Source organism: Cellvibrio sp. OA-2007, from assembly GCF_000953825.1.
In the GTDB taxonomy this organism is placed as follows: domain Bacteria; phylum Pseudomonadota; class Gammaproteobacteria; order Pseudomonadales; family Cellvibrionaceae; genus Cellvibrio.
The window spans coordinates 105,415-129,053 of sequence record NZ_BBUL01000088.1; the positions used below are offsets into that span (position 1 = coordinate 105,415).

Consider the following 23,639-nt stretch of genomic DNA (forward strand, 5'->3'; position numbering starts at 1 on the left):
ATAATTACTGCGGAGTATCGGGCTTTGCCACATCCGTTTTAGGCACGGCGGGCTTTACCTTTTTGGAAAATAGTTCAGCTTCCAGTTGTTTTAACTGCTGTGATACCTGCTCGATTTTTTCGTGATTGCGCAAATCTATATCCAGCTTTTTATCCATATTGCGCACCAATGGCACCAGCGAAGTTTCGAGAGTATCAGCAAGTACACGCAATACTTTATCCAACCCGGGGAGCGGTTGGTTAATTACCTCCACCTTCGGTGCAACAGGGGCAAGAGAATGCTCCAGCTTATTGGCCGATGCGGTAATTGCATCAATCAGTTCACGATTAGCCGCGCCACTATCGGCAACCGGTTTACTGCTTGCGACCAGTGTTAGTTTATTAATACCTTCAACCATATCCGCAAGTTGTACTACGACTTTTGCACCTGTGTCAGCGGAATCGCCGCCCATGGCTTTGTTGCGCAGGAAATCTTTTTTGATTTGCTCCCAGCGTATTTTTTGTTCGTCCGTCATATTACCGCGCAGCTCCGCCAACTTGAGCAAATTGCTCTCTGCGCCGGTGGTGAGCATTTGCGCCTCACCCAGATAATGGTCGGCGATCATTTGCATTAATTCCGCATCGTTCATTACCGACGACACTTTTTCCGCCATCTTATTCATATTGCGATAACTGCCTTGCAATTTGAACGACGGCTCCAGGCGGTATTTATCGTCCTGTGCGGCGGAGGCGATATATTGCTGATTAATTTTTAAAACCACATGCTGGATCGCAAATAGCTTTTTCATTACCCCAACAATTTCACTAATTTCCGCACCTGAGTATTGATGACTTAAATCGGTAGTCGCCACCTCTTCACCTTTGGCCATAGCGACAAATTTGTATACGTCCTGCATGTCGCGCAGCGCAAGCGGTGCCAACACTGCGTTAGATGTCAGCGCGTTTTCGATATAACTCAAGGCAAACTGTTCTTCCATACCACCGAGAATATCGCCGAGATTATAAATATCGGCGCGGTTGGCAAGCATATCAGGCACCTTAAATGCTTCACCTGATTCGGTATAAGGGTTACCCGCCATACACACGCAGAATTTTTTACCGCGCATATCGTAGGTTTTCGTTTTACCTTGCCATACACCTTCAATGCGGCGCGTGCCATCGCACAGCGAAATAAATTTTTGCAAAAATTCGGCGTTGGTATGTTGAATATCGTCGAGATACAGCATGACGTTATTGCCCATCTCCAACGCGAGATTGAGTTTGATCATTTCCTGTTTGGCAGTAGCATTGGGCGCTTGCTCCGGGTCAAGCGACAGCACATCGTGACCGAGTGATGGGCAATTGATTTTCATAAAAATCAAACCCAAACGATTCGCCACGTATTCCATCAAGGTGGTTTTACCGTAACCCGGTGGCGAGATCATCATCAACATACCCATCAAATCGGTACGTTTTGTAGCGCCGAGCGAACCCATTTGTTTTGCGAGGTTATCGCCAATCAACGGCAAGTAAGATTCATTGATCAAACGGTTGCGCACAAATGAACTCAGTGGTTTTGCTTTGAATTCATTCAAGCGCAAACTGTATCGCTCTTGCTCAACGATTTGTTGACGAACCTGCAGATAGCGCTGATATTGCGGAACCACCACATGACGATGATGCGCGAGCCGCAGCACAAATGAGTCCAACGAAAACGCTAGGGTACGATTTTGAATTGACGGATGATCGCCCATTAACCCCTGAACCCGCAGCTCAACTTCCACTTCGGTAAAACGGCGATCCAGACGCTGATCGGTTTTCAATAGCGCTACCGCTTCGGGAATATAACGCGCGAGCAAATCCAACTGCTGATCTTTAACTAAGGCTTGCAGCCATGCGCTGGTTAAATTCCAGCGCTCTGCAGGCCAGCCCTGCATTTTAGCGGCGACTTCTTGATAGTGACGCAGGGTTTCGTCATCGAGCGATTGTTTAAATGTCTCCACCAACTGCACAGCATATTTACTGGTAATAAATTCCAACCGCTCCCGCGCCAGCTCTTCCACTAAATATTCTGCTGCACGACGCACCTCCAAATCGCTCACGGCGATGGGGTGGCGTTGAATAAATTCGGCAAAGGTCTCTACTACCTCTTCAACCAACATTTGCAACGCATCCATACTGGCAAATAGACGCTGCATATGTTTTGCCGATACCGCGCGGTCTTTCCAGGTTTCAAATGAAAGCGATGCACCTTGCGATTTGGATTTAATCGCAAATTCTTTCAAGTTTGCCCAAAACACTTGCGCCAATGCACGGGAGAGCGGATCAAACTTTAATAGATCGGCGCGATCCAACGCGGGTATTAACTCTTTTAGAATTAATACCGCATCCTGATCATGAATCCCTTTTTGATAGGCTTCTTTGTAGCGCGGCGCAGCAAACTCGCGCACGATTTTGCCGAGTTTTTCATCATCCACCAAGGCTTCACGCAACACATCGGGTGATAGGCCCGCCGTGTGATGTTCGGCTGCATCTAAAATTAACGCCGCGAGATATTCGGCGCGATAGACATTGGCCGTTTCCGACTCTTGCGCCATGCTCCAATAATCTTTTAATTGCAGCAACTCGGCATTATTGACTGCCGCGTAATAATTGGTTCCGGTGAGATGGAAATTTAATTCGCCTTCGCGGGGGATAATAGTTAAATCAAGCTCTTGTGTATTCACGCTGAATTTATGGCGCGGGCCGAGCTTGATTACATTACCGCCCTCTTCAAATATATCGGTTTTATCGCGCAGTGCCCGCAGCGCTTGGCCGCGAATTGCTTTAAAACGCGCATCTATATCATCGGCTTTGACTGCGTTATCCAGCGCTTTTAATTGCGCGAGTAAATCGCCCACTTTTAACACCAGCGCATCGGAAGCAAAATAGGTATTTAACTCCTCTGCGCTGGTGATACTCAGCGAACGTTTTTCAATGCTGGCGAGAATACGCGCTGCAGCATCGGTAATGCTTTGCGCTTTTTTCTGCCGCTCATCTAACAGGCGCTGTTTATGCTCCTGAAAGCTTTCATAAATTTCTTCGCGCTTGGCCATAATATCCGCGAGAAATTGATCATACTCGCTGAACTGCCCTTCCAGCTCTTCTAGTCGCACCAGCGATTTAGACAACTGTTCATCACACTTTTCCGGTGTAGTGGAAAGCCCCAAGGCATGGGAAATACTCTGTGAAAACAATTTAAACTGCGCACCAAATTGCGCAACAGCTTCTGCCGAGCCAAAATTCTTTTGTTTGTGTTTAGCGTTAGCACGGCTTTGGTTGAGCTTAGCGTACACTTCGGAGATGGCATCCACTATACTCGTGCGCAGTGTTGCATCATCTACTTTGAGCGTGCCCATTAATTCGGACAGCAAGTCCAAACCTGTTGCAGTTTTCTCAATCACCTCAATGATTGGCGTGATGGCTGCATTGGTCTCCGCTTTATCAACCTGCGCATTCAAATCATCCAGCTTGGTCAGATAAGGAGTCAGTGCTTTTTCATCGGCGAGATATGTAACCGTCGCTTCACTGAGCGTGGTATTGGCATCCATGAGCTGCTGATCAAGCACAGCGATACGAGCCTGATCGATATAACGCAACTCCTTAATAGTTGCGAGATGTCCGCGCTGTTTGCGCACACGGCTGAGCGCATCCACATACTCTTCAGCGGATTCCCAATTCTCCGGGCGCAGGGATTGTAATATTAACTCCTGCTCTTGATCGGCATCTGCCATTGCCTTGGCAGATTGCTGGCGAATCGATTCAACCTTTTCAAATTCATCGATCACCAACTCAGCGGTAGTTGATATCTCCTTTAGTACTGCAGCAATCGCTTGGGTTTCGTTTTCACTCAACCAATAATAGGTATCGAATACTTTTTTGGCCGACAGACTTAGTTCTTCGTATAAACGCACACTGACCGATTGGTTGTTGATAACACGCGTAATACTGTAAAAATCAGAAATGCCGCGCACCAATTCATTGTTGCCGATGCGGCCGTAAAAGTTTTGCCGTGCGGGCGCTTTGCTGGCAAATTCAGCGCTTACATAGGGAGTTTCCCACAACTGCATAGGATGCACGCGAGTGGGTTCCAACTCGGCGGAAAAAATAACAATCTCGCCATTGTCGGCCAATGCATAGCCATTGCCGTAAATGGGATTTTGCAGTTTCTTTTCAATCAGATTGTATGCCAGCAGGGAAATTACACCGTCTTGTGGCTCATAAAATACATAAAGCACATCTTCGCCATTGGGCGAACGAATCATGCGCTTAAAGCGAAAGGCGCTGTTATCTTCCTCGAAAGTTTTATATTCACCAGTATTTAAATAATAGCCGCCGGGAAAAATAATACCGTGGTTTTCCGGCAACTGCACGCAAGATTGGCCAATGGTATCGATGCGCAATACACTTTGGGTCAGCGCGTTAAAAATCAGATGGCGCCACTGTTCTTCGCGGTAGGGGCGAATTCTCAGCAATACCAAATTGCCAACAGCAGCATAAAACACACTGGCATCGTCAAGGGATTGGGTTTTATCCTCCACCGCTTCGCGGTAAATACCCAAACCATCTTCAGTATTATTTTCAACCTTGATGGTTAGATCACCGCCGACAGTTTCAACAAAGACTTTATCCAGAATATTTAAATGGGGATGACGACCGTGTACCGCATCCTCGCGGGTTGCGGCAATCCATTCAAAATCAAAAGCAGGAGGTAATTGAATATCGCGCTCACCGCGATTATCAATGTATTTAACGGTTTTACCGTCAGGAGAAATTGACCAGCGAAATACGCGTAAATCGTCGAGGCGCTCACCTATTTGAAAACCGGCAAGTAGCTTCCCGTTGTTTACAGCCAGTTCAACCAAGCGGGTGTCTTTGTAATAGCGATACAGCTCATCAAAGTCATTAACAAAACTTTGTTCCGCAAGAAAGGTACCGGCGAAAGCGACTGATTCCAGTTCAACGCCCGACTCGGTTGTTTTTTTGGCAAACAGCGAAAATACGTCTTCAATTTTGGTTTCTTTTTTCAAACCAATAAACACGTTGTAACCAAACAGCAAGTGCTCGCCAACCTGAACAATATCGCGTGGAATACAATTGTTTTCCGTGCGCACTCGTACGCGCGCGACCACATTCATTGCTGAACTACCAAACTCAGCCAGACGTGCTTCGTTTAATTCACGCACTTTGGCGTTTAGGGTTTGGCCTTGATCTAACAAGCGCTTGCGGATGATTTCGTAAGCGCCGCCTTCTGCAACGGCAGCATCAACAATGTTTTCAGCAGCTTGCGCAACTTCATTGGCTTGCGACATGGATTGTTCCTTTTTATAAAACGTCAACAGAACCCCCTCTCACCCCTTCCCCTCCTCCCCTCTTAAAAGGGAAGGATTGGGGAGGGTGTAGACTTTAAGGAGTTAATTAACCGACTACTTCCACGTCTTCCGCCTTTTCTTTCGCAGGTGCTGTAGCCACTGGCGCCTTGTTTACAAATCGATCCAACACCGCTTGAATCACACCGCTTTTACTAGCGAGGCCATCGATGGCTTTGCCAATCGATAAGGATTTGGCGAAGTTATCGAAGAATTGCGCTTCGCCGCCGACAATATCGATATGGGCTTTTTGCAAAGCAATCGCCAAAATTTCTGCATTTTCTTTCGCGATTTCTTTGCCCGCAGCGATACCGGCCAAGGTTTCTTTTAATGCAGTCTCCAGACTCATACGGAACTCTTCATGCTCACGTGCCTTATCGCTCATGGCATTCATTGCATCGAATTTCTCTACCAAACCATCTGCTTCGGCTTTGAATTGTTCGCGTGTAACATCTGCACCCGCCAAACCAATTTCTTTTTTCGCACCGGCTTCTGATGTACCTTTGGTGGCGATAACTTCTGCTTCTGCCGCACCCTTCGCCGTAATAACTTCTGCCTCAGCTTTACCAGCATCTGCCTGCGCTGCACCTTTCGCGCGAATTACGCTAGCTTCCGCAAAACCTTCTTTCTCCAAGGCGCCCGCTTTTGCTTCTTGTACCTTGGCATCGGCAAGGCCGGGCGCCGCGCGCTCGGCTTGAATACCTTCGGCCATTTTTTTCATGGCTTCGGCTTCTTTCGACGATGCTTCCAGTTTCGCTTGCGCCAAGGTCATAATTTCTGAAGCCTTGTGTTTAGACGATAACTCTTCCGCCTCGGCCGCTTTAACTTGTTTCACTTTAATTTCTTCAGCGGTCGCTTCAGCAGCCAATACTTGCACTTGTTTTTTGCGATCCGCATCGGAAACTTCGCGCACTTCTTTAATACGCTCCTCTTCAATGGCAACGGTTTTATCCACCACCACACGCTCGCGAATTACATTGGCGATTTCTTTTTTCTGCACTTCAATCGCTTTTTCTGCCTCAATAGTTTGCAGCTCTACTTCACGCTTGCGCGATACAATTTCCAGCTCCCGCGCGCGCGTTACTTTTTCCTCTTCAATGGCGACTGCGCGCAGACGATTCTGCGCAGCAACATCAATTTCACGTTGTTGGTTTTCGGTTTGCACAGCGAGATCCTGTGCTACCTGAATCGCAGTCTGCTCATACTTGCGGCGCTCTTCTTCCTGCACCTTTTTGGTTTCAGCTTCTTCGCGCGCCTGAATGGTTGCAATTTCACGCTTTTGGCGCGCCTCTGCATCCGCCTGCTGGCGCTCAAGTGCCAGCATAGCTTCGGTAGTTTCTACATTCTTCTTTTTGATTGCCAATTCTTCGTCGCGCTCCAAAATATTGGTACGAACATTCTGCGCGGCGGTCAACTCGGTAATCTTTTTAATACCTTCTGCATCGAGAATATTGTTTGGATCAAGCGACGATTTGGGTGTTTGCTCGATATAGTCAATCGCCACATCTTCCAGCACATAACCGTTGAGATCATCACCAATTACCTGAATGATCTTCTCGCGGAACTCCAAACGGTTTTCAAACAACTGAATAAATTCAATTTGTTTACCAACGGTTTTTAACGCCTCGGAAAATTTTGCCGCAAACAAAAGCTCAACCGCATCTTTATCTGACGCGCGCTCAGCACCAATTGCTTTGGCTACACGCAACACATCTTGCGGGGTTTCATTTACTCGCAAATAAAAGGCAACGGTAATGTCCGCGCGCAGATTGTCTTTACAGATCAAACCATCGCGACCGCGACGATCTACCTCCAAGGTGATGAGGGAGATATTCATTAATTCTTTTTTGTGAATGATTGGCCAGACTAAAGCACCGGTGAAATGTACTTTTGGTGTTGAGCTCATATCGTTCACAATCAATGCCGTGCCCTGCGCGACCTTGTAGTAGAACGCATTAAATAGTCCTGCCAAGCCAAGCAGAACAAGAAAAGAGATTCCAATAACCGCCAGAACCGGTGTCGCCATTGCAGCATCAAACATGGTGTTTACTCCTTTTGCCCAATTAAATTTTTAATTCATTATTCGCTGGTTTTACCCAGAAATTCATTTTCTGATATGACACGATAAACATGCTGCTCTGCCAGATACTCCAGCAAAACCACTCTATCGCCACGCATAAAATGCTGCTCGCCCAAGGCGCGCACTTTCACAATCAAACCTGCACCGCCATCGTCAAAGTTAGCTTCACCTGAACTTGCATCCACCTTGGAGGAGCGCACTATGGCAACCTGCCCAAGAATTTTCTTTTCCACAAACTGATCCGCTTTTGCAAAGAATTTTCGCAATGGTTTTATCAGTTGCGCAGTTGCCAGAATGGCAAGATACAGTGAAACAATAATGATCGGAATACCGGCAACATATCGCACCCAGTTATAACCCAATAAAGACCACTCGAAATAACTGAGGTAATAACTAATTAACCAACCAATCAGCGCAATAAAGGTAATGATGATAGTGACCGGCACACCATTGAGCCCCAAGCGCAACAAAATTCCCGCAAAGGTTTCTGCGAAGGTATGCTCTGCATGGGCATGCACCTGCCCATCTACATCGGGCAAATCCATATCCAACACTTCAATATCAACCAACCCGAAAGCTGCGCACAGCCAGTAGAGCACCATAACGCCTAACAACAGGGTGAAAAACACCGTCGGGAAGCTGACTATTGTTAATAGAAAATCATTCATCCTTTATCGCCCGAACTGAGGTTAGTAGGTAAGACCCCGAGCTCACTCGGGGGCCTTCTTGTTTTTAATGCGAGCCAAAATATCATCTGCCGATGAACCATTGGTGCCAATGCCAGCGGCTTCGAGTTTTGATTTTAGCGATTCATCACCCGTAGTTTGTGCCATTTCACCGGCGGCTTTGATTTGCGCATCTTTTAACGCTTGACGTTCTTTAATGCGCTCCAGGGATTCCATCGCGGTGCGCATTTTGGAATCGGAGCCGCTGTGGCGTTCGGCTACTGCCACCTGCGCTTTAAGCACATTTTCAGTTGCTTTAACCGTATCCACTTGCTGCTTCAAGCGCTTAATATTTTTTTCGGCAACATTGATCGCGGTGCGCAACTTATCGACACTTTGCGCAAAATTTTTCGCCGACTCCTGCTCCATCGCCAAACTATTTTCAAAGCCGGCGATATGTTCAGCTACTTCATGGGCAAGTTTTTCATCGCCTTTTTCAAGTGCTTTTACAACATAACCTTCATGCTCTTCAATCGACTTCTGCAGTTGTTTGCATTTTTCTTCGGCCAACTTTTGGCGCGCCATGATTTCGGCAAGACTGTCTTTGGAGCGTTTTAATTCTTCGCCAGCATCGCGCACTTCTTGATCCAAAATGCGCAGCGCCTGACTATCCACCACTGCTTCACCCGCTTCATTTACACCACCGCGCAAGGCAGTAATCATTTTTGCCCAGATATTCATAGTGATTCACCTTTGTTGGTTGCGGAGCTGTTATTGCAGCATCCGTTAGCTAATTAAAAATTCACTGTAGGCTTCAGTCGCCTGAATAACATTTGATGCGAGCATCTCGATTTCCAGCATCACATCATGCAAGCTCGATGCAGAACTCAGCGCACCAAACATGTGATAACAATCATCACCATCCATTTTGTCGAGACTGATATTGGAGAGCGGGAAATACTTGTGTGTGCGCAATACCGTCTCGTTAAACAGTGCCGGATTGTTTACCTCGGTTACCGACCACAGCATGGCTTCAACCACAATTTGCTCGCCCGACACAGTCAGAAAGAGCGGCAAATCGCCATACTCGTACATGACTATATGCAAAGCGGGTGACACACCATCAATCAGCTCCAGATCGGCGCGCTTGGAGGCAAACATATCTGCCTTGGCCAGTGCGTCGTAGAGGCTGGTGGTGGTCCAACGGTTAACTACATCTGTCATTCGACTTTCTCCTTTAGCTGGCAATAACCCACTGGTAACAAGCTGTTTTGCAGACACGCGCAACTCCAATTCGAGAAGTGCAAGGCGCCGCGCATTCTCCGGAAGGATCCAGACCTCTTTTTTAACCAGGCCCTGCTCCCGCAAACGATTGCGATATTCACGCTGATAATGTGCTGATGATTTCTTTTCCATGAGCCAACATTAATTTATTACATGTAATAAATCAAATATTACATGTAATAAATTAATGAATAGAGAAATTTAGTTAAGCCACTGATTAATATAGATTTTTTATCATTAAAGATGAAAAAAAGGAGGCAAAAGACACAAGAAACCGGAAAATCAGATGTCGCTAATGAGGAAATAATCTAAGCAGCAAATAGAAGCAGCCTCTTCGCCGGGACTCCAGCCAGATGCAGAGGCGCCATAGCCATACTACTTAGCAGCGGTCATATCCCGCTCCAGCCCACTGGGCCCGGCAGGCTTTTGGGTTTTCCATACCCAGATTAGGCCGCGCACATAGCCATCTCCCTTAACACCTGTGTGATCGAGCCCTTCCATTGCGTAGTTCAACAAAGCCAAACCTTGATATTTACGTCCAGCCAGTTGCTTTTGGAATTGAATAATAGGGTCGCGAAAGGCGGGGTATTCAGTGCTGCCATAGGAGATAAACATACGCCCATTTAAAGCTTTATGTTTTTTAGCGTAAGCCTTATCTAACTTAATCAATGCTTGTTTATCCCACTCCACCGCCGGGCTCAGGGCGATAAAACCGGCAAAAAAATTCGGCGCTTGGTAAGCAGCTGTAATAGTAAATAATCCCCCTAAAGAATTTCCGGCAATTATTCGATTGTTTTTTTCGCCGCGATATTGGGTTTCAATTAATGGTGCAACTTCATGCTGAATAAAATTTAAAAATAAATTTGCCTTGCCCGATTTTTCATCCATCGCAGTGAAGGTGTAATCAGTCCGCCGCTCATTGCCGTAATCTGCAGATGAGGGATAAGACAATCCGACCATAATAAATTCAGGCACCAGATTGTCGTACTGCAGGTTGCCGTATGTCGAAACCAGCAAAGGCGTATCCCAATAAGCATCAAGATAATAAAGCACAGGGTATTTTTTATCGGGATTGGTTTTGTAGCTGGAGGGATAAACCACCACCAATTCGTGATCACGCCCGGTGATTTTTGAATGAATGGGGATAATTTCGGTATTACTTAGAACAAACTGTTTATTGGTTTGCTGGGCAACAGCAGAAGCCGCCAACCCCAACAAAACAACAAGTGCAAATAAATATTTTTTGTACATGTACACCTCTTTGTTAAATTTATCGTTCGATGGTGTGCTTGACCTGTTTTATTACCCCAACTCTTCGATCAGGGTTTATTGTGCATTTCCCATGTTTCCAATTTTTTCTTTTCACTTTTACGCAATAAAACATAGGTTGCGCCGAGCCAGCCGTGACGCTTTTGCGCTGAATGAAAAGCCATGACTTCATTTAGCTGGGGCAACCAATGGGCGATGCAACTTTTTAGCTGCGCCGGTTGCGCGCGCCCTTCGCCTTTGCCGTGGGTAATCAAGGCACAGCGAATATCATGGGTCATACAATCTTTAATGAACTGAAATACAGCTGTGCGCGCCTGCTCGACAGTCATATTGTGCAAATCGAGACGCGCATCAATTTGGTATTTACCCATGCGCAAACTGCGGTAGACCCCGTGCTGCACACCATCGCGCTTAAACTCAATTACCGCGAGCGGATCCAGCGGCTCAACATATTCACCAGAGAGAAAGTTTTTATCTTTCTCCAATTCCGCTGTTGCGGCTTTACGGCGAGTTTCCACACTGGTTTTATCTTTATGCGGCGAAGCGAGGACGACTTTTTCTTCGACCTTAATGGGTTTTACATCCTTCATCTGCTGAAGGAATAAATCGGCGTCGGTATTTTTCTCAGTCATAACAAAGGCGTAAAGCTAGTATCGGGGGTCGAATTGTGCAGGATTTGACAGCTAACTGGTAGCCCGAAATTCTCCCCCGAACACTTTATAAACGGGTATTGCTCACAAATGCAATTTGGGAACCATCTGGCGACCAACTGGGCACATTGATTGTGCCCTGCCCACCGTATACGTAGGCGATGATCTCCGGCTCACCTCCCTCTGCTGGCATTTCACGCAAATAGACATGACGATAAAATGGATGATCGCCTGGATCTATATCATCCATATAACTTAGAAAAACAATTTTTTTGCCGTCAGGTGAAATGTGCGGAAACCAATTGTTGTGATTATCAAACGTAAGTTGCTGTTGATTACTGCCATCGGCGTGCATGCGCCACAGCTGCATCATGCCGGTGCGATTGGAATTGAAGTAGATATATTTGCCACTGGGGCTGTATTCCGAACCATCATCCAGCGTCGCCGTATCCGTTAATTGTGTTTCTTTGCCGGTTTCAATATCAACTCGATAAATATCGTATTTACCTTTGCGTTCGCCGGTGAATATGAGCGATTTGTCATCGGGTGAAAAACCGTGCAAATAGGAATGCCCCACACCCTTGGCAGTAATTCGCGTCGGCTTTTTGGAGCCGGTTATTGGCAAGGTATAAATTGTCGAGTGATTATTTTCCTCGGCGACATGATGACTAATCCCAATTAATTTACCGCTCCAGGAAAGCACATGATCGTTGTTATTGTTGTTCGCAAAACCTGACTCCAGCACCGAGCTTTTGCCGCGCTTGATATCAAAATTAAACAATAAACCTTTGGAATTATAAATAAGCGTTTTGCCATCCTGCGTCCAATTGGGTGCCTGAATTGAATCGGGCGAGCGATACACAATGCGCCGATTTTTAGTTTTCATATCCATAATTTCCAGATTACTACCGATGTAATCTTTATAGGGCTGAAAATCTTTTGCGGCAGGAAGAATAATTCTTACATTAGAGAAAACCGCCGTTTCCACCACATCAGGATTGTGTGCACACAAGCTAAGCCCGGCATAAATTTTTTCACCGAGTTTAATATGCGATACAGAGGTCACCTGAAACGGCTGCCCCATTTTTGCCGCACTCATAATGTAAACATCACCCCGGCGCTCTAACTGAATCACATCGGGAGCTTTTATTGCCATCGGGTACTCTTGTGTTTCACCGCCAGCCTGAGCACGAAATTGCAAAGAGGTTAGACCATCACCGTGCACTGTTGCATGCACATTGGGCGAGCCAGTATCAAGGCTCGTGCGCAAATTCCAACCGACTTTTCGATGCGGATCAACACCCGCCCCCTCAAATGCAACATGGGCGCGAAGAATAAAATCACCCGTCAATTGGGTGTAGGCGTAATGCAACTCATCTTCGCCCAGCCAGATATTTTTTCCTGAACCACTTATGCGGTATTGCTGCAAGGCCGAATCATAAAGCGCAGAGCCTTTATGTTTGACCGCACCTATATCACGGCTAGCGGAAAATTGGCCGATGGATTCTGCATGGGCAAACAAAGGAGGCAAAAAGCCGAGCAGAACAATCACCCATCGTTTAGCTATTCTTATCATCACTATCCCCTCAGTGGAAAATATTCGCCTTTTGGCTTGTAGATACTGCTCCACTTTGCCATCACAAGAGAAAGCTTTTACCGATTTTTACCTAAAAGTATCTTTTTTGTTGATGGGAATTTCATGAACTTAATAGCGCGCTTACTGATAAAAAACCACAAAAAAGGATGCAATTTCTTGCATCCTTTTAGAGGAGTATCTGCTGCCTTTACAACAGCATGGGATTATTTATTCACGCGTCTATTTGTTCGCGCGATTCTCAATCAACTCATTTACCACCGCTGGATCTGCGAGCGTTGAGGTATCGCCCAGTGAGTCCAGTTCGTTAGCCGCAATTTTGCGCAAGATACGACGCATAATTTTGCCTGAGCGGGTTTTCGGTAATCCCGGCGCCCATTGGATAACATCGGGGCGCGCAATTGCACCAATCTCTTTTACCACCAACGCCAGCAATTCTTTTTTCAGTTCTTCGCTAGGTTGCTCGCCTGCCATGAGGGTCACATAAGCGTAAATACCCTGACCTTTGATATCGTGCGGGTAGCCAACAACAGCCGCTTCAGCAACCTTGTCGTGCAGCACCAAAGCGCTTTCGACTTCTGCAGTGCCCATGCGGTGACCGGATACGTTGATTACATCGTCCACACGGCCGGTAATCCAGTAGTAGCCATCGGCATCGCGGCGGGCGCCGTCGCCGGTGAAGTAATAGCCGGGATAGGTGCTGTAGTAGGTGTCGATACAGCGCTGGTGATCGCCGTAAACGGTGCGAATCTGGCTTGGCCACGCGGCTTTAATGCAGAGGTTACCCTCGCCCGCACCCAGCACTTCTTTGCCTTCTGCATCCAGTAATACTGGCTGTATACCAAAGAAAGGAACTGTGGCCGAGCCGGGTTTGAGGTCAATCGCACCGGGCAATGGGGTGAGCATGTGCGCGCCGGTTTCGGTTTGCCACCAGGTATCCATAATCGGGCAGCGGCTGTCGCCGACCACACGGTAATACCATTCCCAGGCTTCCGGATTGATGGGCTCGCCCACGCTGCCGAGAATTTTCAAACTAGCGCGCGAGGTTTTGCTAACGTAGTCGTTGCCCGCTCCCATCAAGGCGCGAATCGCAGTGGGCGCGGTGTAGAAGCTGTTTACGCCGTGTTTGTCGATCACTTGCCAGCAACGGGAAGCATCGGGATAAGTCGGCACACCTTCAAACATCAAGGTAGTCGCGCCGTTAGTAAGCGGACCGTAAACGATATAACTGTGACCAGTTACCCAGCCCACATCGGCGGTGCACCAGTAGATATCACCTTCTTGATAATCAAATACGTATTTATGGGTCATCGCTGCTTGCAACAGATACCCACCAGTTGTGTGCAATACACCTTTAGGTTTGCCGGTCGAGCCGGAGGTGTAGAGGATAAAGAGTGGATCTTCGGAATCCATTACTTCCGGTTCACATTCATTAGCCTGACGCTCGACTAAATCTTCGTACCAGAAATCGCGTTTTTCATCCCAAGCCACATCGCCGCCGGTGCGTTTAACTACTATACAAGTGTGTACGCCGGGGCACTGGGCGAGAGCGACATCCGCATTCTTTTTGAGCGGGACACGCTTGCCGCCACGCAGACCTTCATCGGAGGTGATTACAACTTGGCATTCAGCATCTTGAATACGGTCTTTTAAAGCTTCCGGCGAGAAACCACCAAATACGATTGAGTGAATCGCACCGATACGGGTACAGGCGAGCATGGCATAGGCAGCTTCGGGGATCATCGGCATATAGATACAGACGCGATCACCCTTTTTTACGCCGCGTTCGCGCAATGCATTGGCGAGACGACAAACTTGGTCGTGCAACTCTTGATAGGTAATAAATTGGTCTTCAGAAGGATCATCACCTTCCCAGATAATCGCAGTTTGGTTTGCGCGTGCCGGCAAATGACGGTCAATACAGTTAACACTGACGTTCAATTTACCGCCAACAAACCAATTCACTTCGCCTTTGCGCAAATCACTTTTAGTCACTTGCGACCAGGGTTGCTGCCAGGTCAGGAAAGTATTGGCCTGCTCCGCCCAAAACACATCGGGGGCATTGATCGATTGGTCGTACATCTCCTTATAGCGCGCCAGATTGATCGCCGCGTTGGACTTGAAGCTTTCAGGAACCGGATACAGGTGTACTTCTGACATGGTTTTATCTCACTGCCGTTATCTTGTTATTGATGGAGAGGGTAGCGACGGATGAAATTGGTGACGCGCAACATCCACGCTCTGAACTGAGGTCAAGCTTAGCAGGGTTAACCTTAAAAGCTCAATGACAACGTTGTCCAAATGAGTGCAAAAAGTGTAAATGTTGCACCGGCAAGTCGCACAAACAAGAAATTATCGATTACTTCTTTTTGATGCCCGGCCCCTCGCGATCCAAACGCTCAAGCTCTTTTGCGTAAGCATCCATATCTTCCCAATCATAAGCGGTACCCGCATTGATATGATCGGGGTGCAGCGCCCGCTCTTTGGCATTTTCTTGCAGGGTATGTTCTTTTTCAGCTTCTTCGGCGCCGTCAATATTATTTAACGCCTCATAACGCTTGAGAATTTCGTCAGTTTTACCAGGCATAAACCACTCCTTAAACAATTAAAAGCCATAAAAAAAGGCCGCTCAGCGACCTTTTTAGACATCAACTCATCCCGCAAGTTACTCAGTTAATTACGCAACCTGCATAGGAATCGTATTCGTTGTGCGATTCACGCTGTTGTCTTCATTCAGATATACGAGTTTGGGCTTGTGGTTGATCAGTTCTGCTTCGGTAAAGTGACCGTAAGTAGCGATGATCACGCGATCGCCCACTGCCACCTTACGTGCAGCGGCACCATTCATTGAAAAAGTACCTGAACCCGGCTCAGCCAGAATAATGTAGGTGTGAAAACGCTCGCCGTTGTTGACGTTATAAATGTCGATTTGCTCGAACTCGCGCATACCAGCCAGCGCAACCAAATCTGCATCTATAGCGCAGGAGCCGTCGTACCAGAGCTCAGCTTGGGTTACCTTGGCCATGTGTAATTTTGCTTTAAGCATATGTGAAAGCATGGAATCCTCCGGGGGAATCACTTGTGTAGTCGCTAGAAAAACTAACCCAGCACCCCTAGCCTAGAACTACAGAAACGTTGTCAATTAACCGCGCGCCTTGCGTATACATGGCGCCGAGTATAGTGATCTCCCGATCATCGTGCGCCGCCATTTCCAGTGTGCGGCTATTGCAAATACTGATGTAGTCCACGCGAAACCCAGCCGCTTCAATTTGCGCCTGCGCCTCGCTCACCAGCACTAAAAAATCGCGGCGACCATCAGCTATCGCCTGTTTTACCGCATTCAAACTGCGGTTGAGTACTGCTACTTTCGGACGCTCATCGGCAGTGATGAAGCCATTGCGCGAACTCATCGCCAAACCGTCAGTTTCGCGGAAAATTTCACCGGCGGTAATTTTAACCGGAATACACAAGTCTTCCACCATCCGGCGAATCACCGCCAGCTGTTGGAAATCCTTGATCCCAAATACCGCTTCATCCGGCTGCACAATATTAAACAACTTGGTGACTACGGTTGTCACGCCCTCAAAGTGACCGGGGCGACTCGCACCGCAGAGCACATCGGTCATGGTCGGCACTATCACACGGGTCTGCTCGGCCATACCGTTAGGGTAGATTTCTTTTTCATCTGGGCAAAACAGGTAATTACAACCTACCGCATCCAGCTTGGCCGAATCGGCGGCGAGGGTGCGCGGGTATTTGTCCCAATCTTCATTCAAACCAAATTGCAGCGGGTTGACGAAAATACTGGTGACTACCACATCGCAGTTGCGCTGGGCGATTTTCACCAGCTCGATATGGGCGCAGTGCAAGTTGCCCATGGTCGGCACAAACCCTATGCGCTTACCGGCTTTGCGCTCGGCAGCCAAGGCTTCACGAAGGGATTGGATATGGTGAAAAACCTGCATACTCATGCCTCAAACTAGCCATCAACCAGGCCCGGATTCGGGCGCGCGATAATACACGCTCAGGATTGAGAAGTATATTTTTCGGGCAAAAAACAACCAACAATAAAATCAACATGTACAATTAATTGCACAACCACAGTTAACACCATAAACTTGTACAACAAACAAGACAACAGGTAAGCGCCATGAACGTCACCACCTTTAGCGAAGCCAGAAACAATCTGAAAAGTGTGTTGGATAAAGTCGCTAATGATGCCGATTGCACCATTATCACTCGCCGTGACGCAGGCGATGCCGTTGTCATGTCACTCGATTACTACAACAGCTTGATGGAAACCGTGTACTTACTGCGCTCACCTGAAAACGCCGCGCACTTGGCCAGATCGATTGAACAATATCGAGCAGGGAAAACAACAGTGAAGGACTTGGTAGATGACTAGACTGCTTGCATGGACGGATGCAGCTTGGAGCGACTATCTCTACTGGCAGGGACAGGATCGCAAAACGCTAAAACGAATCAACCAACTGATCAAAGAAGCACAACGCGACCCTTTTGAAGGCATTGGCAAACCCGAGCCACTAAAAGAAAACCTAACCGGTTTTTGGTCGCGCCGGATTGATGATAGCAATCGCTTGGTTTACGCCGTTGATGACAGCTATTTAACCGTGATCGCCTGCCGCTACCACTACAAACTCTAAGATTCTTGCAGCGCGAGCCGGATTACCGCATCCCCGACCCGCATCACCCCGCCCTGAATAACTTTGGCGCACAAGCCGCCATAACCAAACATTGCGGCAGTGCCGCCGGCGCCGAGGTTTTCATCCATGCGTGAACAAGGGTGGCAAAGGGCATTGGTTTCGATAATCACTTCACCAATTTGCAGCCGCTGGTAGCGCAGCAAATTCATATTCATACCGGAGATAACAAGATTACGGCGCAGCAGACGCGGGTCAATAGACGGAAGACCAGTGTGCTGGCAAATCTGTTGGATGTATTCACGGCTGATCAGCGTGACTTGGCGCGCCGAACCGGGCGATTTTTTCATGCGGTGATCACCCACCAAACCTAGATCAACCACTGCTTCCGCTTGCTCGACAACCACTACTTCGCCACGTCGTTCCGAACGCAAACCAATCCATTCCAGTTTTCCCGGAGCGATATTGGCGCAAAGTTTATCGAGCAGGCGGGCTTGAGTGTTCATTGCGGGAACTCATTAAGATTTGGCGAGATAATCTACGCCGGAAAGGGATTTGAAATGGGCATCACAAGTGAGCAAACGCGCACCGGCACGCTGGGCGCTCGCATAGACAATAGCGTCAGCTGTTGCCAGTTTGTGCTGTCGATGCATTTCCGCCGCGAGCAAGGCGGTTTCAGTATCCAGAGCCAGTACTTGGCATTTTTGGGTATAGGCAATCACGGTGTCGGCAATATTCTCATCGCACTCGCGCAACAACCACTTGCTCAACTCAAGCTGAACTATAGTAGGCACCAAACAATGCTCTTGCGCAGGAAATAGCCCTGTTAATGCCTGGCGCAAATCGCCGCCGATGAGCCACTCAATCCAAACCGAGGTATCCACCAGTACAGGCATCAATAGCGATCCTCGCGGTCGCGGTAGTTTTCTGCGCTCGCGCCTTTGGCAATGCCCGCCAATTCGGACAATTCCGGCACCGGCATAATCAACACCCCTTTGCCTTTGGGGATAAATACAAACTCCTGCCCACTCTGCCAATGCTGCTCTTCACGCACCTGCTGGGGGATGGATATTTGGTATTTGCTGGATAAGGTTGCGGTTGCCATTTCTTACTCCCGACAGATCGATCTAACATTAGTAAGAATATAAATAGCTCTTGGTCAATTAGCAAGCAAGTCGGCTAATACTGATCCTGCTGGAAATACTCAGGCGCGAGGTTATCAAAACGGGTGTATTTGCCCACAAACGCGGCGCGACAGGTGCCGATTTCGCCGTTACGCTGTTTACCGATGATCAATTCGGCCATTCCTTTGTCGGGGCTGTCTTCGTTGTAGTACTCGTCGCGGTAGATGAACAGGATTACGTCGGCGTCCTGCTCGATGGCGCCGGATTCACGCAAGTCCGAGTTCATTGGGCGTTTGTTGGGGCGCTGCTCCACGCCGCGGTTGAGCTGTGAGAGCGCGATCATCGGGCATTCAAATTCTTTGGCGATACCCTTGAGCGAGCGCGAGATTTCGGAAATCTCTTGGGTACGACCCTCACCGCCACCGGCAACGGTCATCAGCTGCAAATAGTCCACCATGATCATGCCGGGGTTGCCGTGTTCGCGGGCGATGCGGCGGATACGGGCGCGCATTTCCTGTGGATTCAAACCGCCGGTATCGTCGATAAACAGCAGCTTGTCTTTCATTTTGGCAACAGCGGAGGAGAGCTTGGGCCAATCCTCTTCGGTGAGTTTGCCGTTGCGCATCTTGCCCTGATCGATACGGCCAATGGAGGACATCATCCGCATCACCAGCGCTGCCGAGGGCATTTCCATACTGAATACCAGCACCGGTTTGGGCTGATTAAATAGCGCGCCTTCCACAAAGTTGAGCGCCAGCGCGGTTTTTCCCATCGATGGACGCGCGGCGAGAATGATTAATTCCCCCGGCTGCCAGCCAGAGGTGCGCTGATCCAGATCGGTAATACCCGAGGGCACACCGGTGATATCGCTACCCGAGCGAAACAGTTCGTCAATGCGCTGTACGGTTTGTTTGAGTAAGTCGTTTACACCGACCAAACCGCCCTCTTTGGGGCGATCTTCGGCGATTTCCGCAACGCGCTTTTCGGCCAGCTGGAGCAGATCGTCTGAATCCAGACCGGCGGGATTCATACTCGACTTGCTAATTTCTTGCGCTGCACCAATCAGTTGGCGCAGGGTTGAACGCTCGCGCACAATTTTAGCGTAAGCGGCGATATTCGCGGCACTCGGGGTATTGTTGGCCATCTCGACCAGATAACCCAAACCGCCAATACGCTCTAATTCATCGTGTTTGTGTAATTCTTCGGAGAGGGTGATGACATCGAGCGGCTGACCGGCTTCTTGCAGCTCGATCATCATGCGGAAGATAAGCTTGTGATCTTCGCGGAAAAAGTCTGCCTCAGAGATGACTTCCAGCACCGCATCCAGGCGATTGTTATCGAGCATTAACCCGCCCAATACCGATTGCTCGGCTTCCACCGAGTGCGGCAAGGCGCTGTGGTTGGATAGCTCGCTCGCGAGGCGATCCTCAAAACTGGATGATTCGAAACTGGATTCAGGCATAGGTCGTTAAAACACTTGCGTAGTTATTTATCTAATCGATATTGATCGAATTGCGTGCAAAAAAAATCGGGCACTTCTAAACCCCGAAAGGGGTGTCGATAGTGCCCGATTTCATCTTGCTTGTCAGCAGAAGCCGACTCGCAGAACTGTGCGCCAAAGAATTACTCTGGAACAACAGCCAATTTAACAGCTTGGATCACTTCAGAGTGCAGCTGAACATCGATCTCATATTGACCGATTTCACGCAGAACACCTTGTGGCAAGCGAACTTCTGACTTGGCAACTTCAACGCCAGCAGCAGTGATTGCTTCAGCGATGTCGCGAGTACCGATAGAACCGAACAAACGGCCTTCGTCACCGGCTTTGGCAGCGATAGTTACTTCCAACGCGGCTAGCTTCTCAGCGCGCGCAGTCGCTTCAGCGATTTTGGCAGCTGCAGCAGCTTCCAAACCAGCGCGACGAACTTCGAAGTCAGCGATGTTTTTAGCAGTAGCAGCAACAGCCTTGCCTTGTGGCAACAGGTAGTTACGGCCATAGCCAGACTTAACGGTAACCTTGTCACCGATAGCGCCTAATTTACCTACTTTATCGAGCAGAATAACTTCCATCTCTATTACCCCTTACTCGTGGCTGTCAGTGTATGGAATCAAAGCCAGGTAACGAGCACGCTTGATAGCAGTAGCCAACTGACGTTGGTATTTCGCTTTGGTGCCAGTGATACGGCTTGGAACGATCTTGCCAGTTTCAGTGATGTAGGCTTTCAGGGTTTCGATATCTTTGTAATCGATACGCTTGGTGCCTTCAGCGGTAAAACGGCAGAATTTGCGACGACGGAAAAAACGGGCCATGGTTATACCTCCTGCTCTTCTTCAAAATCATCTGCATCAGCGCCGTCTTCATCAGACAGATCTTCTGCGTCATCACGACGTTCGGTACGTGGTGGACGTGCCTTGCGCTCGCGGCCTTCTTTCTCAGCCTTCATGATGAATGATTCTTCAGTGATAGCAGCATCTTCACGCAGAACCATGCTGCGCAAAACGGCGTCGTTATAACGGAAGTTGGTGGTCAACTCTTCCAACACCGCGTCAGAGCACTCTACATTCATCATGATGTAGTGAGCTTTGTGAACTTTGTTGATTGAGTAGGCTAATTGGCGACGGCCCCAGTCTTCCAGACGGTGAACTTGACCACCATCGTTTTTGATAGAAGCGCTGTAACGCTCAACCATTGCTGGAACTTGTTCGCTTTGGTCTGGGTGAACCAGAAAAACGATTTCGTAATGACGCATTTATAGCTCCTTACGGGTTAAAGTCTCCCGCCTTTTCAGTTAATAAAGAGGCAGTGAGACAAGGAGTAGCCAGTTTTCTGATCTGCACAAAATGCAGACCCATTCCCCCCGGCTGGTTTGGGGTGCGGAATTGTACGGACTCACCCCAGTAGATGCAAGGATAAAAAGTGAGCGTCACTTTATACGATTGCCACTTCAGGCACTTGCCTAAAGTGAGTGGAAAGCGCCGCCTGATACCCGTTGAATGAAGGTGACCCGCTCTTGCAGGTCAAATTAATTCGTCAACACAACAACGGGAACACAATAATGAATAATTACTCTCTGGCAAAAACCCTTTTGGGCACCTTGCTCTGCTGCCAGCTAGCAGTCACAGCGCAGGCCGATGTCGCTCCACTTTCGGTCAATGGCAACAAGATTCTCGCCGGCGGCCAACCGGCTAGCTTTGCCGGCAACAGCCTGTTTTGGAGCAACAACGGCTGGGGTGGGGAAAAATACTACAACGCCGATGTGGTTCGCTGGCTGAAAAACGATTGGGGCTCGACCCTGGTTCGCGCGGCAATGGGGGTCGATGAGGGCGGCGGCTATCTGCAAGACCCGGTCGCCAACAAAGCCAAAGTTAAAGCTGTGGTAGACGCAGCTATAGCTAACGATATGTATGTGATCATTGACTGGCACACTCACCACGCCGAGAAATACACCAGCCAATCCATCGCCTTCTTTCAGGAAATGGCGCGCACCTACGGCAATCGCAATCATGTGATTTACGAGATCTACAACGAGCCGCTGGATAACGCCTCCTGGAGCGGAGTCATCAAGCCCTATGCGCAGCAAGTGGTGAATGCGATCCGCGCGATTGATCCGGACAACCTGATTATTGTCGGCACTCGCACCTGGTCACAGCGGGTAGACGAAGCGTCACGCGACCCTATCGCCGGTAAAAATATTGCTTACACATTGCACTTCTACGCTGGCGACCATGGCCAAGCGATCCGCGATTTTGCCCAGACTGCGCTCAATAACAATGCCGCGATCTTTGTAACTGAGTGGGGTTCAGTGAATGCCAATGGCGATGGCGGTGTTAACTACGGTGAGACCAACGCCTGGGTCGATTTTATGAAGCGCAACAACATCAGCCACGCCAACTGGGCGCTGAATGATAAACCCGAGGGTTCATCTGCGTTGGTTTCAGGCGCAAGTGCCAGCGGCGGTTGGCCAAGTTCACAACTGACCGCCTCGGGCGCGTTTGCCAAAGACATCATTCGCAACTGGCCACGCACTAGCGACCCGGTCGATCCAACACCACCCTGCACTAGTGTTGGACTCGGCACCACCATTCAAGCCGAAGCCTGGTGCCAAATGTCCGGCGTGAAAACCGAGGCGACCAGCGATGCAGGCGGCGGCCAAAATGTGGGCTATATCGATAGCGGCGACTGGATGACTTATTCAGTCAATATCCCCACTGCTGGCACTTATAAAGTCAGTTACCGTGTTGCCGCACAGGCAGGCGGCGGGCAGATGCAGCTGGAGAAAGCCGGTGGTAGCCCGGTTTATAGCAACATCAACATCCCGGGCACCGGCGGCTGGCAAACCTGGCAGACCATTTCGCACAATGTGGTGCTGCCTGCAGGCGAGCAGCTGATCGCACTCTCGGCGATTACCGGCGGTTTTAATGTGAACTGGCTGAAGATTGAAAGCACCGGTACCACTCCCAGCCCGACCCCCATCGCCACCTTGCAAGCAGAGTCTTTTAGCGCGATGAGCGGCATTCAAACCGAAGCGACCAGCGATACCGGTGGCGGTTTGAATGTGGGCTGGATCGATGCCGGCGATTGGCTCTCTTACGCCGGTACACCGGTGAATATCCCCAGCAATGGCAGCTATGAGATTGAGTATCGCGTGGCCAGCCCAAACGGTGGCGGCAGCCTTGCCTTTGAAGAGGCAGGTGGCGCACCGGTCTATGGCACTATCACCATCCCCGCGACGGGCGGCTGGCAAACCTGGGTGACAATCAAACACACAGTCACCCTGAGCGCAGGCAGCCACAAATTTGGTATCAAAGCCAACGGCGGCGGCTGGAACCTGAATTGGATTCGCATCAGCAAGGCGAATTAATAGCAACAGAATCCAGTAAGTGAAGACTTTGGCCGCCTCCGGGCGGCCTTTTTATCGACTGTTG

At 48.9% G+C, this 23,639-nt stretch carries 22 protein-coding genes; 3 read left to right on the top strand and 19 right to left on the bottom strand.

The genetic code is table 11. The features are described from left to right. Positions 1-4: 4 nt before the first annotated feature. The 12 genes from AWU77_RS09755 to panC form a co-directional block, all read right to left on the bottom strand. Entirely contained in the window at positions 5-5,329 is a 5,325-nt protein-coding gene (locus AWU77_RS09755) for a DNA repair ATPase (RefSeq protein WP_062062449.1), read from the bottom strand. A 106-nt stretch (positions 5,330-5,435) separates the two neighbouring features. After that, on the bottom strand, positions 5,436-7,427 hold the full coding sequence (locus tag AWU77_RS09760; protein WP_084618255.1) for a hypothetical protein: 1,992 nt from the start codon (positions 7,425-7,427) through the stop codon (positions 5,436-5,438). Positions 7,428-7,465: 38 nt separating this feature from the next. Then, a complete protein-coding gene (locus AWU77_RS09765; RefSeq protein WP_062062452.1) occupies positions 7,466-8,134 on the bottom strand; it encodes an OB-fold-containig protein in 669 nt (222 codons plus the stop codon). Positions 8,135-8,176: 42 nt separating this feature from the next. Beyond that, complete coding sequence (locus tag AWU77_RS09770; protein ID WP_062062455.1) at positions 8,177-8,872, bottom strand: PspA/IM30 family protein; 696 nt, start codon at positions 8,870-8,872, stop codon at positions 8,177-8,179. A 45-nt stretch (positions 8,873-8,917) separates the two neighbouring features. Further along, positions 8,918-9,355: a YjfI family protein gene (locus AWU77_RS09775; protein WP_238582367.1), complete on the bottom strand. Its 438-nt coding sequence runs from the start codon at positions 9,353-9,355 to the stop codon at positions 8,918-8,920. Positions 9,356-9,790: 435 nt separating this feature from the next. Then, a complete protein-coding gene (locus AWU77_RS09780) occupies positions 9,791-10,666 on the bottom strand; it encodes an alpha/beta hydrolase (RefSeq protein ID WP_062062460.1) in 876 nt (291 codons plus the stop codon). A gap of 68 nt (positions 10,667-10,734) precedes the next feature. Beyond that, positions 10,735-11,316 (bottom strand): DNA endonuclease SmrA, encoded by a 582-nt coding sequence (gene smrA, locus AWU77_RS09785; RefSeq protein ID WP_062062465.1) that lies wholly within the window; start codon positions 11,314-11,316, stop codon positions 10,735-10,737. A gap of 85 nt (positions 11,317-11,401) precedes the next feature. Continuing rightward, complete coding sequence (locus AWU77_RS09790; RefSeq protein WP_062062468.1) at positions 11,402-12,910, bottom strand: DUF5050 domain-containing protein; 1,509 nt, start codon at positions 12,908-12,910, stop codon at positions 11,402-11,404. Positions 12,911-13,150: 240 nt separating this feature from the next. Further along, entirely contained in the window at positions 13,151-15,088 is a 1,938-nt protein-coding gene (acs, locus tag AWU77_RS09795; protein WP_062062471.1) for an acetate--CoA ligase, read from the bottom strand. A gap of 199 nt (positions 15,089-15,287) precedes the next feature. Beyond that, positions 15,288-15,515: a hypothetical protein gene (locus AWU77_RS09800; RefSeq protein ID WP_062062474.1), complete on the bottom strand. Its 228-nt coding sequence runs from the start codon at positions 15,513-15,515 to the stop codon at positions 15,288-15,290. A gap of 90 nt (positions 15,516-15,605) precedes the next feature. Then, the gene (panD, locus tag AWU77_RS09805; RefSeq protein ID WP_062062477.1) at positions 15,606-15,986 is read right to left on the bottom strand and encodes an aspartate 1-decarboxylase; all 381 of its coding nucleotides are present in this window, start codon (positions 15,984-15,986) and stop codon (positions 15,606-15,608) included. 55 nt (positions 15,987-16,041) lie between these two features. After that, complete coding sequence (panC, locus tag AWU77_RS09810; protein WP_062062480.1) at positions 16,042-16,893, bottom strand: pantoate--beta-alanine ligase; 852 nt, start codon at positions 16,891-16,893, stop codon at positions 16,042-16,044. Between the two features lie 185 nt (positions 16,894-17,078). Between panC and AWU77_RS09815 the strand changes: the two genes are divergently transcribed. Further along, positions 17,079-17,333 (top strand): type II toxin-antitoxin system Phd/YefM family antitoxin, encoded by a 255-nt coding sequence (locus tag AWU77_RS09815; RefSeq protein ID WP_062062483.1) that lies wholly within the window; start codon positions 17,079-17,081, stop codon positions 17,331-17,333. Further along, complete coding sequence (locus AWU77_RS09820; protein ID WP_062062486.1) at positions 17,326-17,592, top strand: Txe/YoeB family addiction module toxin; 267 nt, start codon at positions 17,326-17,328, stop codon at positions 17,590-17,592. The genes AWU77_RS09815 and AWU77_RS09820 overlap by 8 nt, the downstream gene beginning before the upstream one ends. On the opposite strand, the gene AWU77_RS09825 is transcribed toward AWU77_RS09820, so the two are convergent. The 7 genes from AWU77_RS09825 to rpsF all read right to left on the bottom strand — a co-directional run bounded on the left by AWU77_RS09825 (position 17,589) and on the right by rpsF (position 21,463). Then, positions 17,589-18,095, bottom strand: coding sequence for an MOSC domain-containing protein (locus AWU77_RS09825; protein WP_062062490.1), 507 nt, complete (start codon positions 18,093-18,095; stop codon positions 17,589-17,591). The two genes, AWU77_RS09820 and AWU77_RS09825, sit on opposite strands and share 4 nt — an antisense overlap. Positions 18,096-18,107: 12 nt before the next feature. After that, positions 18,108-18,485, bottom strand: a complete 378-nt coding sequence (locus tag AWU77_RS09830) for a type II toxin-antitoxin system VapC family toxin (protein WP_062062493.1) — start codon at positions 18,483-18,485, stop codon at positions 18,108-18,110. Beyond that, the gene (locus tag AWU77_RS09835) at positions 18,485-18,694 is read right to left on the bottom strand and encodes an AbrB/MazE/SpoVT family DNA-binding domain-containing protein (protein ID WP_062062495.1); all 210 of its coding nucleotides are present in this window, start codon (positions 18,692-18,694) and stop codon (positions 18,485-18,487) included. The genes AWU77_RS09830 and AWU77_RS09835 overlap by 1 nt, the downstream gene beginning before the upstream one ends. 74 nt (positions 18,695-18,768) lie before the next feature. Then, positions 18,769-20,175 carry a replicative DNA helicase gene (dnaB, locus tag AWU77_RS09840; RefSeq protein WP_084618257.1) on the bottom strand — a complete coding sequence of 469 codons (1,407 nt, stop codon included), beginning with the start codon at positions 20,173-20,175 and terminating at the stop codon, positions 18,769-18,771. Between the two features lie 161 nt (positions 20,176-20,336). Then, positions 20,337-20,783: a 50S ribosomal protein L9 gene (gene rplI / locus AWU77_RS09845; RefSeq protein WP_062062498.1), complete on the bottom strand. Its 447-nt coding sequence runs from the start codon at positions 20,781-20,783 to the stop codon at positions 20,337-20,339. 12 nt (positions 20,784-20,795) lie between these two features. Next, the gene (gene rpsR, locus AWU77_RS09850; RefSeq protein WP_012488562.1) at positions 20,796-21,023 is read right to left on the bottom strand and encodes a 30S ribosomal protein S18; all 228 of its coding nucleotides are present in this window, start codon (positions 21,021-21,023) and stop codon (positions 20,796-20,798) included. 2 nt (positions 21,024-21,025) lie between these two features. Next, positions 21,026-21,463: a 30S ribosomal protein S6 gene (rpsF, locus tag AWU77_RS09855; protein WP_062062501.1), complete on the bottom strand. Its 438-nt coding sequence runs from the start codon at positions 21,461-21,463 to the stop codon at positions 21,026-21,028. A 306-nt stretch (positions 21,464-21,769) separates the two neighbouring features. Here rpsF and AWU77_RS09860 point away from each other — a divergent pair, with 306 nt between their 5' ends. Beyond that, a complete protein-coding gene (locus AWU77_RS09860) occupies positions 21,770-23,575 on the top strand; it encodes a carbohydrate-binding protein (RefSeq protein ID WP_062062504.1) in 1,806 nt (601 codons plus the stop codon). Positions 23,576-23,639 lie beyond the last annotated feature (64 nt).

What these genes read in the sequence shown, in the direction of transcription:
- AWU77_RS09760 (WP_084618255.1), bottom strand. Translation starts at nt 7,427, where the DNA reads ATGTTTGATGCTGCAATGGCGACACCGGTTCTGGCGGTTATTGGAATC.
- AWU77_RS09825 (WP_062062490.1), bottom strand. Translation starts at nt 18,095, where the DNA reads ATGAACACTCAAGCCCGCCTGCTCGATAAACTTTGCGCCAATATCGCT.
- AWU77_RS09790 (WP_062062468.1), bottom strand. Translation starts at nt 12,910, where the DNA reads ATGATAAGAATAGCTAAACGATGGGTGATTGTTCTGCTCGGCTTTTTG.
- rpsF (WP_062062501.1), bottom strand. Translation starts at nt 21,463, where the DNA reads ATGCGTCATTACGAAATCGTTTTTCTGGTTCACCCAGACCAAAGCGAA.
- AWU77_RS09830 (WP_062062493.1), bottom strand. Translation starts at nt 18,485, where the DNA reads ATGCCTGTACTGGTGGATACCTCGGTTTGGATTGAGTGGCTCATCGGC.
- rpsR (WP_012488562.1), bottom strand. Translation starts at nt 21,023, where the DNA reads ATGGCCCGTTTTTTCCGTCGTCGCAAATTCTGCCGTTTTACCGCTGAA.
- acs (WP_062062471.1), bottom strand. Translation starts at nt 15,088, where the DNA reads ATGTCAGAAGTACACCTGTATCCGGTTCCTGAAAGCTTCAAGTCCAAC.
- AWU77_RS09820 (WP_062062486.1), top strand. Translation starts at nt 17,326, where the DNA reads ATGACTAGACTGCTTGCATGGACGGATGCAGCTTGGAGCGACTATCTC.
- AWU77_RS09775 (WP_238582367.1), bottom strand. Translation starts at nt 9,355, where the DNA reads ATGACAGATGTAGTTAACCGTTGGACCACCACCAGCCTCTACGACGCA.
- AWU77_RS09780 (WP_062062460.1), bottom strand. Translation starts at nt 10,666, where the DNA reads ATGTACAAAAAATATTTATTTGCACTTGTTGTTTTGTTGGGGTTGGCG.
- AWU77_RS09835 (WP_062062495.1), bottom strand. Translation starts at nt 18,694, where the DNA reads ATGGCAACCGCAACCTTATCCAGCAAATACCAAATATCCATCCCCCAG.
- smrA (WP_062062465.1), bottom strand. Translation starts at nt 11,316, where the DNA reads ATGACTGAGAAAAATACCGACGCCGATTTATTCCTTCAGCAGATGAAG.
- AWU77_RS09765 (WP_062062452.1), bottom strand. Translation starts at nt 8,134, where the DNA reads ATGAATGATTTTCTATTAACAATAGTCAGCTTCCCGACGGTGTTTTTC.
- AWU77_RS09800 (WP_062062474.1), bottom strand. Translation starts at nt 15,515, where the DNA reads ATGCCTGGTAAAACTGACGAAATTCTCAAGCGTTATGAGGCGTTAAAT.
- panC (WP_062062480.1), bottom strand. Translation starts at nt 16,893, where the DNA reads ATGCAGGTTTTTCACCATATCCAATCCCTTCGTGAAGCCTTGGCTGCC.
- AWU77_RS09860 (WP_062062504.1), top strand. Translation starts at nt 21,770, where the DNA reads ATGAATAATTACTCTCTGGCAAAAACCCTTTTGGGCACCTTGCTCTGC.
- rplI (WP_062062498.1), bottom strand. Translation starts at nt 20,783, where the DNA reads ATGGAAGTTATTCTGCTCGATAAAGTAGGTAAATTAGGCGCTATCGGT.
- AWU77_RS09815 (WP_062062483.1), top strand. Translation starts at nt 17,079, where the DNA reads ATGAACGTCACCACCTTTAGCGAAGCCAGAAACAATCTGAAAAGTGTG.
- AWU77_RS09755 (WP_062062449.1), bottom strand. Translation starts at nt 5,329, where the DNA reads ATGTCGCAAGCCAATGAAGTTGCGCAAGCTGCTGAAAACATTGTTGAT.
- AWU77_RS09770 (WP_062062455.1), bottom strand. Translation starts at nt 8,872, where the DNA reads ATGAATATCTGGGCAAAAATGATTACTGCCTTGCGCGGTGGTGTAAAT.
- panD (WP_062062477.1), bottom strand. Translation starts at nt 15,986, where the DNA reads ATGCTTTCACATATGCTTAAAGCAAAATTACACATGGCCAAGGTAACC.
- dnaB (WP_084618257.1), bottom strand. Translation starts at nt 20,175, where the DNA reads ATGCCTGAATCCAGTTTCGAATCATCCAGTTTTGAGGATCGCCTCGCG.